The following is a 15156-nucleotide window of genomic DNA, read 5'->3' as shown; positions in this document are numbered from 1 at the left end:
AATAACTTTGTAATCACGCAATTATAAATAAAACAGGCTTATATTTGATTTTTAGTGATTTACATTTAGGGTTGATTAAAATAGAATTAGCACTTTTGTGCTATGAAATGTTGAGCTAGTAAATATTGTGGTTTGATTAATGATTAGAAATTAAGGTATCGAGGCGCTTTTTTCATCAGAAAGAAGAATTACTTTGGATTACTTTAAAAAATGCCGCTTTCATGGTTTTATAATCCATAATTGCGGCATTTTTTGTTGGAAAGTAAGGTTAACTTAAGATCTGGAGCGGCTTAGATTGTCGGAAATTTGCTGTATGATTGGCTGCTCTTATACGATTCTTTTTCCTGAAGAAAAACAGCATTATTGCCAGAATCCTTATAGACTGACTGGCATAGAGGCTGGCAAAAAAGTAAAAAAAGCTACAATGGATAAAACAAGAGCAGTTTAATATAAATATATTAAATTTTAAAGGAGGTCTTGGCAAGTACTATTTTAAAGCTATCAGCTGCACATTCGAACCTAAACTTCTTAAGCATTCATTTTGCTGGTTTTATTTTTCGAAATAACACTGTGCCACGATTCGGCCACAAGAATTAGAATGATGATTATTAACAATACAGGAAATAACATTTTCATTCTTTTATAGATTTATATAATTGAAATTAAATCGGTTCCAAATTAAAATTTGCAACAAAGTTCTGAAATTATTGACAATAGTTAATCGTAATTTCGATTGCTTTTTAAGTAAGAATAAAGAGCAAATGATATAAAAAAACATCTATAAAAGCTGAAATTATGAGAACAATCCTCCAAGAACCATTCAATAAATTTGCCAAAATTACTATGCTATTGATTATAATAGTTACGACAGCATTTGTCCCTTTTTCAGAATGCCAAAGCACAAGCAACTAAAAAAAAAACAAATATTTTGATGATTTTTGGTGACCATATCGGTCAGTCAAACATTAGCGAATACACACATCGTTTAGTAGGATACGAAATTCCTACTATCGAAAGTCTGCGAAAGAAGGTATAATGTTTAACAACTATTATGCAGAAAATAGTTGTACTGCCGGACGTTCAATACTTATTATAGGACAAAGCTGTTATCGTAAAGGCAAAAACTCATATAGTCAAATACTGCGTATGATAATTTGGAACGCAGCTTATAAATTAATTTTTATTTCTTGATTTTTTTTGTAATTTTAGTTAAAACTGCTGCATGCCGGATATATCATTAAAATTAAATAATAAGATATTGTGCACCCTTACCCAAAATTATGACAAGAGCTTCACTTTGGAAGAATTGACTAAAACCGTACTCCCTCATTTTGAAAGGATGAATATTAATAATGAGAATTTATCCTTGGAAAGAGAAAAGCAAGCTAACGTTTTGGACGCTTTAATATTTTTGGCAGATAATGGCCTGATATTTTTAAACCCGCTTACTGATGAAAGTTCCATTAAGATTAGTTAAAAAGAGCTTATTTAACTTTGTTTTGATATCTTTAATTTTCTTTGTTTGCATTATTAAAAAAGAATATCATTTAGTAATGTTTCGAACTTAAACTTCTTGGGTGTTGATTTTAATGAGTTTTATTTTTTATAAAACATCATGTGCCACGATTTTGCCACAAAACTTAAAGTAATAATACTATGAGCTTTTTATGCTAATAAAGTTTCGAATCGATGTGCTCTATAATTACTATAATTGAGATTTTAAATATTAAAATCGATTGCTACAAAACCTAAATTGGTTATATATCTTCTTATTTCGTTTAAAAAATTTCCGTACAGTTACATCTGCCATTTTAGCTAGAAATTTTAAAATTTCGGTAGCTTCTTCCAAAGTAACATTCATTCCTTCATCATTAGGCATTTTTTGAGCTTCAAGAGGCGTAATTCTTCCTGTATATTCATATTCTCCAAATTCCATGACCAAAATGTTTTTAAGATAAAGATAATAAATTTTGGTCAATTGTTTGTTTTACAGCTTTTTGTGTTCTGGTTGTATTTACTTAGTTAAAGTAATAAATTGAATTGAGCGATTATAATTTTTCTTTGATTATTTCGGAATGGTAAGCTTATTTTATTTAAAAAACAACGGTTTTTTTGTCCTGTAGAGTGACCCCAAAAGGACAAATCACGCACCATTTTATGGAGGATTTGAAGAGATTGGCTTACTGGAAGTAGAGGCTGTCTTTCATTGGCTTTATGAATTTGGTTTGGATGTCCCGTTGGGGATTGATGGAATTCGTATCTAATCTTTAATAGGAGAGCTGCGAATTCTAACCTTAAGATTTAGTAATTGATTTAGAAGGAATATTATTTTTCAGAATAGTATGTGCAACGATTGTGTGATAAAACTAATAATTTAAAGAACTTTATCTAAGCTTTTTCAAGTGCTACGGATTTTGGAAATAAAATATTATTCTCAAGATGAATATGCTTGTGCAGGTCACGTTCAAATTCTTTAAGCATTGCAAAAGTTACTTTATAAGTATTGCAGGTATCTGCTGGAGCGGTATAATTTTTGGTTAATGCAGCAATTTTTTTAAAGCGTTGTCCTACTGTATCATGTTCTTCTTTAATTAAAAGTATTTGATTTTCAAGAGTTCCAAAGTGTGCTATCTCTAAAAATAATCCTTTCGCATGCGCCTCATTTATTTTTTTTATAAAAGGAAAAAGGATCTGTTCTTTTTTTCTCATATTAGCAGAGAGATCTAAGGCAGATTCAGTAAATAAAGTATTAATTTCAAAGAGGTCAGGATATGTTTCACCATGAAGAGTACATAATTCATTTAATAATTTAAGCAACACGGGTGTTTTTTCAGCCACATATCGATGATGTGTTTTTTCTATATAGTCTGCCAACAGATCCGATGACCATGATTTATAATTAAAAGATTGGTTGGCCGAATTATTTGTTGCACGATCAAGCTCCTCAATTAAAAGAGACTCCTCAATGCCTCGTTTTTTGCAGGCTTCTTTTAAGGTACGATGACCTTTATAACAAAAATCAATGCTATATTTTGAAAAAATTGCTGCCGTCCTAAAATCATCAGCTGCGATTTCGCCAATTGTGGTTTTGTTTGTTGTTTTCATAGGAAGTTATAAAGACTTAAGGTTATTAATTAGTATGAATGTTCTTTTTCAGGTTGGCATTGTTTGATAATAATTAAGGCCGTCGTTAGCATATTTGAGAAATCAATAAATGGAATTGTAATTTCATTTTTATCTATAAGATTTTCTGCTTCATTTTTTAGCATTTTTATTTTTAGCATTGCTAAATGCGTGTCGTGTTCATCGCTGGCATAAAATGAAGTTATAAGTTTCTGTAGTTCTTTTTTTAAAATTTGGTACGGTTCGTAGTTATTTTTAATATTTACGGTTGAAAATTTGGGAAGAAGGATTTTGGAAGAAAAAATAAATGCGGCAATAGTTTTATCAATGTTGTTGGATGCCTGATGAGCAAAAACCAAAGCTTCAAGAAGTGAATTAGATGCCAATCTATTTTTCCCATGTAATCCTGTCCGGGCACATTCACCAATGGCATATAAATTTTTGATTGTCGTAACACCGTTGCGGTCTACTTTAATACCACCACATTGGTAATGAGCCGCAGGAACAATTGGAACCAGATCTTTTTCCGGATATAAACCTATTGCATTGCAATGGGCGGAAATAGAAGGAAAATGTTTAAAAAAATCATCTTGATCTAAATGTCTACAATCCAGATATACATGTTTTTTTTGAGTTTCGAGCATTTCGATACTAATAGCACGGGAAACAATATCTCGGGTAGCTAGTTCACCTCTTAAATCGTATTTAAAAAGAAATCTTTTGTGTTCGTCGTTTATAATATAGGCTCCAAAACCTCTTACAGCTTCTGAAATTAAGAATAGCGGATTTTTATTCCCGGAAGCTAATGCTGTAGGGTGAAATTGCATGTATTGCATATCTTTGATTTCGACTCCTGCACGAGCCGCCATTGCAATTCCGTCACCAGTAGCAATTGCAGGATTGGTTGTGTTTTCAAAGAGTTGTCCGCAGCCACCTGTGCTAAGCACAATAGCTCTGGTACGTATATATTTTATTGCGTTATTGTTCTTATCATAAAAAAAAGCACCGGTGCAATTCACTTCATTGCGCTTTGTTTCAGTATTTAATTCTATGACCTGATGATTTTCTAAAAGTTCAATATTTGCTGTTTGAGTGATAATTGAAAGGAGCTTTTTTTCAATTTCTAATCCTGAACTGTCTTTATGATGTAGAATTCGATGTTGTGAATGGCCACCTTCTAGTCCTAAATCCCATTGGCCTTCCTTATTTTTATCAAATATGGCACCAAGTTCTATTAGTTCTTCTAATCTTTCGGGAGCTTGTTGAATAACCATTTTAACAATTTCTTCATCACAAAGTCCAGCGCCAGATTTCAGCGTATCTTTTATATGCTGTTCAAAACTATCTTTCAATTGATTGGTGACTACAGCTATTCCTCCTTGCGCAAGTTGCGTATTGGTGTTGTTAGCCTTTTCTTTTGTCATGATACAAATAGATAAATCGGGGCGTTTTCTTGCCGTTTTAATGGCAAAAAATAGTCCTGAAATACCAGAACCTACTATTAGAATGTCAGTCTTAGGCATATTTTTAGGTTTAAGAAAGTTTAAGATTTTTATGGGTTTGTGCGTTTCACGCTTCTCTTATTACATTTATTTTAATCCGCAACATTTGTTTTGTGATGTAGATAAGCTGTTTTAGGTGTATTTATCTTAATAAAGATTTGTTTACCAATTAGTCTTGTGTGGAAGGAGTCGGAATCAGCTTTTTATAAAATACTGCTTTTAAAGACTCGCACACGATTCCGACTTCTGTAGCCACAATGAAAACGGTAGTAGGGGCCCGTTTTAATAAATTAAATAATGACTTATGTCAACCAATATCAAGCTACCTTTAAAATATGAATTCATATTCTTGATGTGCAACATTTTTAGAGGTTCGGTATTTTTTGAATTTTCAAACATCTAAAGCACTAATAATACCGAGTTTTTTTTGAACATCACTCCTTAAATGTTCGCCAAAGATCATTTTTTATTTTAAGTACAAAACAAGTTGCTCAAGGCTTTGATTGAAAGAACATCTGGGAGTATATTCTCCCAGATGTTTCTATTTTAGTTTACTAACTTTTTTTTCTAAGGGTAAGGTCAAAGACAAACCAGCACAATGCCAATACTCCAAATCCGAAAATAGTATCGCCGATAGCCCTAAGCCATTTCAAGGTTACCATCGCTGGCTGCTGCATTAGTTCGGCCGAACGTGCATACCACATTCCGTGCTCGATACTTTCTATAGCTTGCCAAATTCCAACAGGAAGAAGACTCAATAAAGCCATAGCCAGCAATCCAATATTGGTAGACCAGAATATGAATTTCATTGCTTTTTCATTCCATATCTCATGTCTGTACAAACTGCGGAGCACAAATAGCATCAAACCAATTCCGAGCATTCCATAGACTCCAAATAAGGCAGTATGTCCATGCAAAGGCGTTGTGTTTAAGCCCTGAACGTAATATAAAGCAATAGGCGGATTAATGATAAAACCAAATACTCCGGCTCCTAAGAAATTCCAGAAAGCAACAGCAATCATAAAATAGATAGGCCATTTATAATCCTTGATCCATTGTGTTGATTTTGAAAGTTTGTAGTTATGGTAGGCTTCATACCCAATTAAAACCAGAGGCACAATCTCCAAAGCGCTAAAGGTTGCCCCAAGAGCCATCACAGCAGTTGGCGTTCCTGAGAAATAAAGATGATGAAATGTTCCTAAAATTCCTCCAGACATAAAAATGATAGTAGAGAAAATAACATTCAGCGTTGCTGTTTTTGTTTTTAACAGACCTAAACGAACAAATAAGAAAGCAATTACTACAGTAGCAAACACTTCAAAAAAGCCTTCTACCCATAGATGCACAACCCACCATCTCCAATATTCAGCAATTGCCAGATTGGTCTGTCTTCCCCACATTAGGCCAGCTGCATAGAAAGTAGCAATAGCGGTACATGAGATTAGGAACATTATGATAAGATTTCTTTCGCCTGTTTTTTTCTTCAGTACCGGAAGTAAAGGACGAACCATTAATGCCAGCCAAAGAAACAATCCTACAAGAAGGAATATTTGCCAGAATCGACCTAAATCTACATATTCGTAACCTTGATGACCAAACCAGAAGTTTTCTACCAAATTAAGTTTCTGCATTACCCCAAACCATTGTCCGGCCATTGAGCCTAATACAATTAGAATTAAAGCATAGAATAAAAAATCAACACCAAATGTTTGAAATTTTGGGTCTTTCCCTGCAACAGCCGGTGCAATGTATAATCCAGTTGCAAGCCAAGCGGTTGCTATCCAGAATATAGCCAGTTGAGTATGCCAGGTTCTTGTTACTGCGTAAGGCAGAATCTGATCCAGAGGAATACCAAAGAATCCGTTTCCTTCTACGCCGTAGTGTGCAGTAATGACCCCCATTACAACTTGCAATACAATTAAAAGACTTACGACCCAAAGATATTTTTTTATTCGAAACATCGAAGGTGTCATTCCTTGTTTTAATAGTGGATCCTGAACTGGTATTTTGAAATGCTCATCTTCGCCTGATCGCACATGATAAAAAATTAGAACACCGATGCAAAATAACAGCAGTATGATACTAACTCCTGACCATACAAGAAGATCTTTGGTAGCCACATTTCCAACTAATTCATCAGATGGCCAGTTGTGTGTGTATGAAATTTTCTGATTTGGTCTTTCTGTTACAGTTGCCCAGGTTGCCCAAAAGAAAAAAGCGTTCATTTTATGCATTCTTTCCGGATCTTTTATAGACATTTTTGGAATCGCATAATTATGGCGTAGTGTCTCAAATTTGGGATCATCCATAAACAACCCTTCATAATACTTACTCAAATAGGCTATGGCTTCAATCCTGTTTTGAGAAATGGTTATGATGCCAGTACTACTGTCGTAGGTGTTTTTGCGAACATCATTTTGTAGCCTGATTTTCATTGTGGCCTGCTGCTCTTCTGTCAGTTCTGCAAAAGTTTTTGCATATTCCTTTTCGGATAATTTATCCAAAATAAACATGGCTTCTCTATGCAGCCAGTCTGCAGTCCAGTCTGGCGCTACATAGGCACCATGTCCCCAAATAGTACCAACTTCCTGTCCACCCATACTTTGCCATACATTCTGCCCATCCTTAATTTCCTCAGAGGTAAAGATTACGGTGTTGTTTGGCCCAACTATTTCGGTTGGAATAGGAGGTGCTTCCTGATAGATCTCATATCCGTAATATCCTAAGACAGAAAAAGAGATACTCATCACAAGTGCAAAACCTATCCACAGTTTTTTTTCCTTGTTCATTATAATAATTTTAGCTTTTTATATTAAAAAAAATGCTTTATTCTACAATTAATTTTCCTTTCATCATCGATACATGTCCAGGGAATGAGCAGATAAAATCGTAAGTTCCTGGTTCGTCTATTGTAAACTCGATAACATCGCTTTCGCCGCCGCCAATTATTTTTGTATGGGCAATTACTTTTGCTTTTTCAGATGCAGGTATGTAATCTGTATCTTTTGCATCTACAGCTTTAAGTGTAAAATCAGAAATATCAGTTCCAGGTTTTAAAATAACTAAATTATGTCCCATTGCGATTTTTTCCATCTTGCCGACATGTTTTAGTGTAAGAGTAATTTTTCCTGCGGGAGCTCTTAATTCAGTTACAGAATATTGCATTTGATCATTGCTCTCAATCTGAAGATCATTTGTAGCGACTGGGGTTTCGATCGGACTTTCTTCGTAAGGTTCCTCAGTTGTGGGTGTTGCAACTGGTTCTATGTCTTTTGAATCTTTTTTTCCGCATGAGAATAAACTGAAAATTGCAAAGGCTGCTACGAGGGTAATCTTGAAAGACTTTTTCATTGTTTTTGGTATTTAAATGTTATTAAATTTTATTACTGTAAAAGTATGGCTATCGTTTTTTTTGGTTTATGATTCTAATCATAAAGGCGATTTATTTTTGTTTCAAATCTTAGTGAAAACTATAAGTAAAATTTATAAAACCATTGCGTCCCATTCGTGGTATTTTGTTCCAGTCTGAAAAAGTAGCGTAATATTTATCAAAAATATTTTCAATACCTGCCTGCGCTTTTATTTTGTTTTGATTACAATCAAAGCTATAACCTGCATTGATATTAAATATCAGGTAATCGGGTGTTTTGGTTTGTCCGTATACTTTTGCGAAGTTATTTTGTGCTAGATTTCCAGAGGCAAATATTCCCGCAGTGATTTTTTCTTTTTTAAACTCTATTCCGGCATTATATCGGAGCGGACTTATAAAAGGAAGGTTATTTTCCTGATCATCTTTGCCCAGACTGTAGGCGATCTGTGTCTTTAAATTCCAGTTTTGCAAAAAGGAGTATTCAAGATTAAAATCAGTATTAAAAATTATAGCATAATTAATATCGTCGTAGATTTTTATACCCGATGCTCCAATCGTCATAGGCAGCGTGCCTGGGTCAATTTTTCCGATGATATAATCTGAGATATAGAAATACGAAGCCGTAATTTTAGACGTTAGCCTGCCATTTTTATAACCAAAAAAAAAGTTTCCTTCTACTGCTTTTTCATTTTTTAAATTTGGATTTCCTATATAATCGTAAAAATCATTGCTGTTATACAGATAAAAGCCATAGCCTTCAGAAACAGAAGGTGCTCTTTCGGCATAAGCCAAACCAAATCCAAATTCAAACTTACCAGTATTTTTGGTATAATTTCCGGAGAGGCTTTTTAAGGATCGGTTTTTTGTGGCATCCATTTCAGGATAAAAAATACGAAGGCTTTGTAGTCCAAAATCATTGGCTACTGTATTAGAATGAAAACCTAGATTAATGCTGATTCTAAGAATGGTTTCGGGTGAGATTGTAATAATATCTTCTAATGATAATCCGTTATATAGCGTTCGAACATCAGGCCAGGTGTACATAAACATCAGATTTTCAGTTGGATCAACAGGATACATTGTCATCTCGGCTACAGCCTTATTATAAAAAGAATTCAAATCGGCTAGAAATTCATGATTTTCGTGTTTTCCTTTTATTTTAGAATAAAAACCATAGGTGTCAGACCAGCCCGGCATATCCATATGAATAGGAATTGCTGGTCTTTTAGTATCATCCATTTTATGGGTAATGGTATTAAAATATCCTTTTGTTTCCCAACCAGAAATAACAGCAGAATCTGGAATGTACTTGTAACTCAATGAAATGATTTTAGCTTCTGCCAATAAAACATCCATTGGAAGCGCCGGATAGCCAACATTCACAGCTTTATCATAAATAATCGAAGTTTCGAGTACATTCTTCTTATCGATAAAATAGCCAGCATTTGCCGAAATATTGTACTTGGTAAATTGAGAAAAATTAATTTCTTTTTCGTTTCCCGCTTTGTAGTTTTCGGCATCACGATGCATAAAATCAACATGCGCAAAAAAGGTACTGTCAGTATAACCTAAAGCGGCACCAATAATCTTTTGCTGGTTATTGCTTTCATAACCAGAAGATAAACTGCCATTCCAGCCGTTTTTTCTGTGTTTATATTGATTTCGTTTTAGATCTATCGAACCTCCAATCGTAGCGCCATGACAGCTGGCCTGCTGACCTGAGGCAACTGTTGCCTCAGATAAATTTGAAATCTCGACATAAGAAGTCACAGGATCCATTTTATCGGTACAGGCACCAAAAATCCGCATACCATCAATGGTAATTACAGTACGCTCGGTCGACATATTGTTAATCGTAGGTTCCCATGCATATGCACCTCTTTTAATCATATTCATTTTTGAAGAACCCATTAGATAATCTTCTACAGAGGTTAACGATTTGGGCTGTTTAAGATTCAAAGGTGTTTTTTTTCCTATAACTATAATTTCATTGAGATTTACAGCTGCAAGAGTATCATTCTTTTTTTCCTGTGCCCAGCACACTGTCGAAAAGATAACTAAAAGGATCGCTGTTATATTTTTCATTATAAAGTAATTATAAGAAAGAGATAAATGCTCACTATCTCTTTCTTGTTAGTATTCAATATTTAGAATTCGATTTCTAAGAAAAGACTGCTTGCAGGATTTTCTGTCGTTACAGGCTCTCCTTTAAGTACATCATTCGAAGCATTTAAAAGTTGAAGATTAATTTTCCAATAGCCAGTCATAGTCAAAGAAAGTTTTCCGTTGTAAAAGCCATCGGTTGTAGATTGTGTTAAATCGGTATTATTAGGCGAACCGTGATTACCCATGCTGGGCATTCTTGGATCCATTTTTATTTTGAGATTATTCACGACAGGAAACGTCATCATATCCTGCATTTTATAAACCCCAACGCTAATATCGTTCGTGGCTACTTTTGGGTTTTGAGGTGCGATGGAGGCAATGAGGTAACGAACGCCATCAGATCCGTTAAAGGAGCTAACAGTTCGTTTTGCCGAAGCCTGAACTTTGATAATATCAGTAACAGTATACGAAATAGTATTAACAGTATAAGTAAGAGTCAGATCCCAATATTCAGTATCATTTTCAGCCATTTGAAAGATGATATCGCCTTCGTACAGAGTTTGTTTGTCTGAGGTTTTGGTCACAGCAGATTTTGGACATGAATGCTCCATCATAGCCATATGCATAATTGGCAACCAGCTTATTTTGGCATCTTTAATATAGGCATTCGTTTTTTTGTCTTTAATGCTAAATGTAATATGATTGTAACCCTGAATTAAAGAGCCGCTTTGGGAATAGAGTTCGAAAGTATGAGTTTCATTTGATATTTCCTGAATTTTTTGAAGGCCAGCGGTTTCATCAATTGGAATCTGAGTGGAGGAATTATCATCTGAGGAGCATGAGAACAGAGAAATGGACAGAACTAAAATGGCTACGTGTTTTAAAATTTTCATTTGAATTTTAATTTAAATTATGAATATAAGGCTTCTGTCGAATGTAAATTCGAAGGAGAAGTAATTAGATAATCGAAAAATTAATACTTGAAAATGGGGGGATGGAATACAAAATAAGTGTTCAGATAAACGTAAAGATTTTTATATCCTGAGTTTATTTCTAAGATGACTTTTTGGTTATTTTGAAAATTAAAAACGGGAATGTTTTCAAAGTATAGCAAAATAGTTTCCGTGATTTCACCTTTTTTCTCGTTCGAGGAAGGTGTTTCATTTTTTAAGGCTTTTGCCAACTCTTTCTTCAAATGGCATTTGCCATTACACTCTAATTTAGGAGTGTTCCTGTTTTCGCATAATTCTGCAGAAATATAATTGTAATTCAGTGCGTAATCCAAGATTGGAAATACCGGTCTGAACAATACTGCAAAAAGGAATATGTAAATACAAAATTTCATTACCTGTATTTTGAAAGTACGAAGGTATCATGATCTTTTTTTTCATGTTATGATTATGGTCATACTTTATGTAATACAAGTTTTGGAATTTTGATCCAAAGTTTAACAAATTAAAAACCTTAGTAATGAACAGATTATTTTTATTAGCGATGTTTGGTTCTTTCTTGCTCGTATCGTGTGGGAAAGAAAAATCGAATACTGATCAGGATTTTTCAACTCCTACAGCTACAGAAAATACAGCCGAAGCCGAATCATACGATCCTAAAAGAGGCCTTGGAAAATTTTCTACAGTTGAATTAGGCGCTTCCTTGGATAAGCCAATGGCTGAAAAAGGATTAAAAGTAGCCGAAGTAAAATGTACATCCTGTCACAAAACTACAGATGAAAAATTGGTAGGGCCTGGATGGAAAGGCGTTACAGGACGCAGAACTCCTCAATGGATTATGAATTTTATTACCAATCCTGATCCTATGATTGACAAAGATCCCGAATTGCAGTCTCAATTAGAACTCTGTATGATTCGTATGCCTAATCAAGGTCTGACCGATGACGAAGCCAGAAGTGTACTCGAATACATGCGCCAGAACGACGGTGTGAAATAACCAGAATAAAAAAATTAAAATTCTAAATGAGAATCTTATGAAAAATAAATTATTAAAATCAATTTTTGCCATTGCGTTTGGCTGTGCCTTCTTTGTTTCCTGCAAGCCCAAGGATTCCAGCGATACTGTCGATGGAGATGCTGCGCAAAAAGTTTACGTTGCTCCAGGTAAGTATGATGAGTTCTACAATTTTGTATCTGGTGGTTTCAGCGGTCAGGTAAGTGTTTATGGACTTCCTAGCGGTAGACTGTTAAGGGTTATGCCGGTGTTCTCCGAAGATCCACAAAGTGGCTATGGTTACAGTGAAGAAACTAAAGCCATGTTGAATACTTCGCATGGTTATGTCCCGTGGGATGATCAGCATCATTTAGATTTATCTCAAACCAATGGAGAAGTTGACGGGCGCTGGCTTTTTGCCAATGCCAATAATACGCCAAGGATTGCACGTATTGACCTGAAAACTTTTAAAACAGCTGAGATAATCGAGCTTCCAAATTGTGGAGGAAACCATTCTTCTCCTTTTATCACGCAAAACACAGAGTATATTGTGGGGGCAAGCCGTTTTAGCGTTCCTGCAGATAATGACGATGGAGATGTACCCATTAATACATATAAGAAAAACTTTAAAGGACACCTTAGTTTTGTAAAAGTGGGTAAAGAAGGAGAGTTGGATCTTGCTTTTCAGATCGTAACTCCGGGTGTTAATTTTGATCTTAGTCATCCGGGGAAAAAAGAATCTCACGGTTGGTTCTTTTTCTCCTGTTACAACACTGAGCAGGCCAATACCCTGCTTGAGGTAAACGCTTCTAAAAATGATAAGGATTTTATCATGGCCGTCAATTGGAAAAAAGCTGAAGAGTATATTAAAGCTGGAAAAGGAAAACGTGTACCGGCAAATTATGTTCATAATACCTGGGATGAGAAAACCCAAACGGCTAAATCTGAAATCAAGAAAGAAGTATTGATTCTGGATGCTGCTGAACTGAAAGATATCTGTTATATGATTCCCTGTCCTAAATCTCCACACGGGTGTGATATTGATCCAACTGGTGAATATATTGTTGGAAGTGGAAAACTAGCAGCCCTTATTCCTGTATTTAGTTTTACGAAACTGAAAAATGCTATTGCCAAAAAACAATTTGATGGTAATTATGCAGGAATTCCTGTGGTTAAGTATGAGGCCGCTCTTCATGGCGAAGTTCAAAAACCGGGTTTAGGACCGCTACATACCGAATTTGACGGAAAAGGGAATGCCTATACTACAATGTTTGTTTCTTCTGAAGTAGTAAAATGGAGCATCAAAGATTTAAAAGTTTTAGATAGAAAAGCCACCTATTATTCTCCAGGGCATTTAATGATTCCGGGAGGCAATACAGAGAAACCATTTGGAAAATATCTGGTGGTTTATAATAAAATCACTAAAGACCGCTTTTTACCAACTGGCCCGGAATTAGCGCAAAGTGCACAATTATTTGACATTAGCGGGGATAAAATGAAGCTTTTATTGGATTATCCAACCATTGGAGAACCTCATTATGCGCAAGGTATTCCAGCTGATAAAATACGCAATAACGGTCAATTGAAATATTACAAAATGGCAGATAATCTGCATCCTTACGTTGCCAGAGGTGAAAAAGAAACCAAAGTGGTCCGAGAGGGGAAAAAAGTACATGTTTATATGACTTGTATCCGTTCGCATTTTGCTCCGGATAATATTGAAGGTATACGAGTAGGGGATGAAGTTTATTTCCACGTTACCAATTTGGAACAGGATTGGGACGTTCCTCACGGATTTGCTATTAAAGGAGCAAATACCGCTGAGTTGCTGATCATGCCCGGAGAAACGATTACACTAAAATGGGTTCCTCAGAAAAAAGGAATTTTTCCATTTTATTGCACGGATTTCTGCAGTGCACTTCATCAGGAAATGCAGGGTTATGTTAGAGTTTCACCTGCAGGAAGTAATGTGCCAATTACGTATAGTTTGGGTACGAATTTACCAAAGGAATAACTAATAACCAGTGAAGGGGACAAAGTTTTCTTTGTTCCCTTTTTATTTGAATCATCATGAAAAATAAAATACTTTCAATTTTTTCAAGAGCAGTACTTTTTGTGTGTGGCTTTCTGTTAATAGGGTCCATTTTTGTTCCCATGTGGAAAATTGAACTGACAGCTCCACAATATCCTGAAGGTTTGGTTTTAAAACTTCATGCCACAAAAATTGCAGGAGATGTAGATATTATCAACGGATTGAATCATTATATAGGTATGAAAACACTTCATACCGAAGATTTTATCGAGTTTAAAATCCTGCCTTACATTTTAGGATTGTTTGGCATCATTGCTTTAAGCTGCTCTTTTTATGCTAAGCGAAATTCCTTGTATATATTGTTTTGTTCTTTTGTGCTTTTCGGAGTTTTAGCTGCTATTGATTTTTACCGGTGGAATTACGACTATGGCCATAATTTAGACCCGAATGCTGCCATACGGGTTCCAGGTATGGCATACCAGCCTCCATTACTGGGCTATAAACAGTTGCTGAATTTTGGCGCTTATTCTATACCTGATATAGGTGGATGGATGCTCATTACAGTTGGTGTCTTGCTTTTTCTGGCTATAATTAAAGAGAGGAAATCAGCTTTAGGATTTAATAAATTTTTTAGCGTTTTAATTATTGCTTCTTTTCTTTTTTCATGTTCAGGAGATAGACCAATTTCCATCAAAATAAATACAGACAATTGTGATTATTGTAAAATGGGAATAAGTGACGGTAAATATGGCTCAGAAATTATTACCCAAAAAGGCCGGGCATATAAGTTTGATGATATTGCCTGTATGGTCAACTATTGTAAAGAACATTCAGATATGAAGGTTAAGAGTTATTATGTACATGATTATACAAAGGAAAATGAACTAATTCAGGCAGAAAAAGCTTTTTTTATTTCAGGCGGCACAATAAAAAGTCCGATGCATGGTAACATTGCGGCATTCTCGACTGAAAGCCAATCACAAGCATTTGGAGCAGAATCAAAGGGAACAGAGATACAATGGGCGTCAATTTTAGAAAAATAATTTTGGGACGAAAATGCTAATTACAATCAATTAAAC

General features: G+C 35.0%; 11 protein-coding genes. 4 read left to right on the top strand and 7 right to left on the bottom strand.

The genetic code is table 11. The features are described from left to right. Window positions 1-1222: 1222 nt before the first annotated feature. Complete coding sequence (locus GON26_RS01635) at window positions 1223-1477, top strand: hypothetical protein (RefSeq protein ID WP_160372978.1); 255 nt, start codon at window positions 1223-1225, stop codon at window positions 1475-1477. Window positions 1478-1726: 249 nt separating this feature from the next. On the opposite strand, the gene GON26_RS01630 is transcribed toward GON26_RS01635, so the two are convergent. The 7 genes from GON26_RS01630 to GON26_RS01600 all read right to left on the bottom strand — a co-directional run bounded on the left by GON26_RS01630 (window position 1727) and on the right by GON26_RS01600 (window position 10994). Further along, entirely contained in the window at window positions 1727-1936 is a 210-nt protein-coding gene (locus tag GON26_RS01630; RefSeq protein ID WP_160372977.1) for a hypothetical protein, read from the bottom strand. Between the two features lie 452 nt (window positions 1937-2388). Beyond that, window positions 2389-3105 carry an iron-sulfur cluster repair di-iron protein gene (gene ric / locus GON26_RS01625; RefSeq protein ID WP_056205606.1) on the bottom strand — a complete coding sequence of 239 codons (717 nt, stop codon included), beginning with the start codon at window positions 3103-3105 and terminating at the stop codon, window positions 2389-2391. 29 nt (window positions 3106-3134) lie between these two features. Further along, window positions 3135-4646 (bottom strand): L-aspartate oxidase, encoded by a 1512-nt coding sequence (gene nadB, locus GON26_RS01620; protein ID WP_160372976.1) that lies wholly within the window; start codon window positions 4644-4646, stop codon window positions 3135-3137. Window positions 4647-5179: 533 nt separating this feature from the next. After that, complete coding sequence (locus tag GON26_RS01615; RefSeq protein WP_160372975.1) at window positions 5180-7414, bottom strand: nitric-oxide reductase large subunit; 2235 nt, start codon at window positions 7412-7414, stop codon at window positions 5180-5182. A gap of 37 nt (window positions 7415-7451) precedes the next feature. After that, a complete protein-coding gene (gene azu, locus GON26_RS01610; RefSeq protein WP_056205600.1) occupies window positions 7452-7976 on the bottom strand; it encodes an azurin in 525 nt (174 codons plus the stop codon). 109 nt (window positions 7977-8085) lie between these two features. Continuing rightward, window positions 8086-10080 (bottom strand): TonB-dependent receptor domain-containing protein, encoded by a 1995-nt coding sequence (locus GON26_RS01605; RefSeq protein ID WP_160372974.1) that lies wholly within the window; start codon window positions 10078-10080, stop codon window positions 8086-8088. Window positions 10081-10142: 62 nt separating this feature from the next. Further along, entirely contained in the window at window positions 10143-10994 is an 852-nt protein-coding gene (locus GON26_RS01600; RefSeq protein ID WP_160372973.1) for a hypothetical protein, read from the bottom strand. A 577-nt stretch (window positions 10995-11571) separates the two neighbouring features. Between GON26_RS01600 and GON26_RS01595 the strand changes: the two genes are divergently transcribed. Genes GON26_RS01595 through GON26_RS01585 form a run of 3 tightly spaced genes read left to right on the top strand, consistent with a single transcriptional unit; the run spans window position 11572 to window position 15120 of the window. After that, the gene (locus GON26_RS01595; RefSeq protein ID WP_160372972.1) at window positions 11572-12048 is read left to right on the top strand and encodes a c-type cytochrome; all 477 of its coding nucleotides are present in this window, start codon (window positions 11572-11574) and stop codon (window positions 12046-12048) included. A 37-nt stretch (window positions 12049-12085) separates the two neighbouring features. Next, on the top strand, window positions 12086-14059 hold the full coding sequence (gene nosZ, locus GON26_RS01590; protein WP_160372971.1) for a Sec-dependent nitrous-oxide reductase: 1974 nt from the start codon (window positions 12086-12088) through the stop codon (window positions 14057-14059). A gap of 56 nt (window positions 14060-14115) precedes the next feature. Next, the gene (locus GON26_RS01585) at window positions 14116-15120 is read left to right on the top strand and encodes a nitrous oxide reductase accessory protein NosL (RefSeq protein ID WP_056205592.1); all 1005 of its coding nucleotides are present in this window, start codon (window positions 14116-14118) and stop codon (window positions 15118-15120) included. Window positions 15121-15156 lie beyond the last annotated feature (36 nt).

Origin of the sequence: Flavobacterium hydrocarbonoxydans (assembly GCF_009789235.1) — a bacterium.
Lineage (GTDB): Bacteria > Bacteroidota > Bacteroidia > Flavobacteriales > Flavobacteriaceae > Flavobacterium > Flavobacterium hydrocarbonoxydans.
Note: the sequence above shows the minus strand (reverse complement) of the source record. Positions and strands in the feature narration are given on the sequence as shown.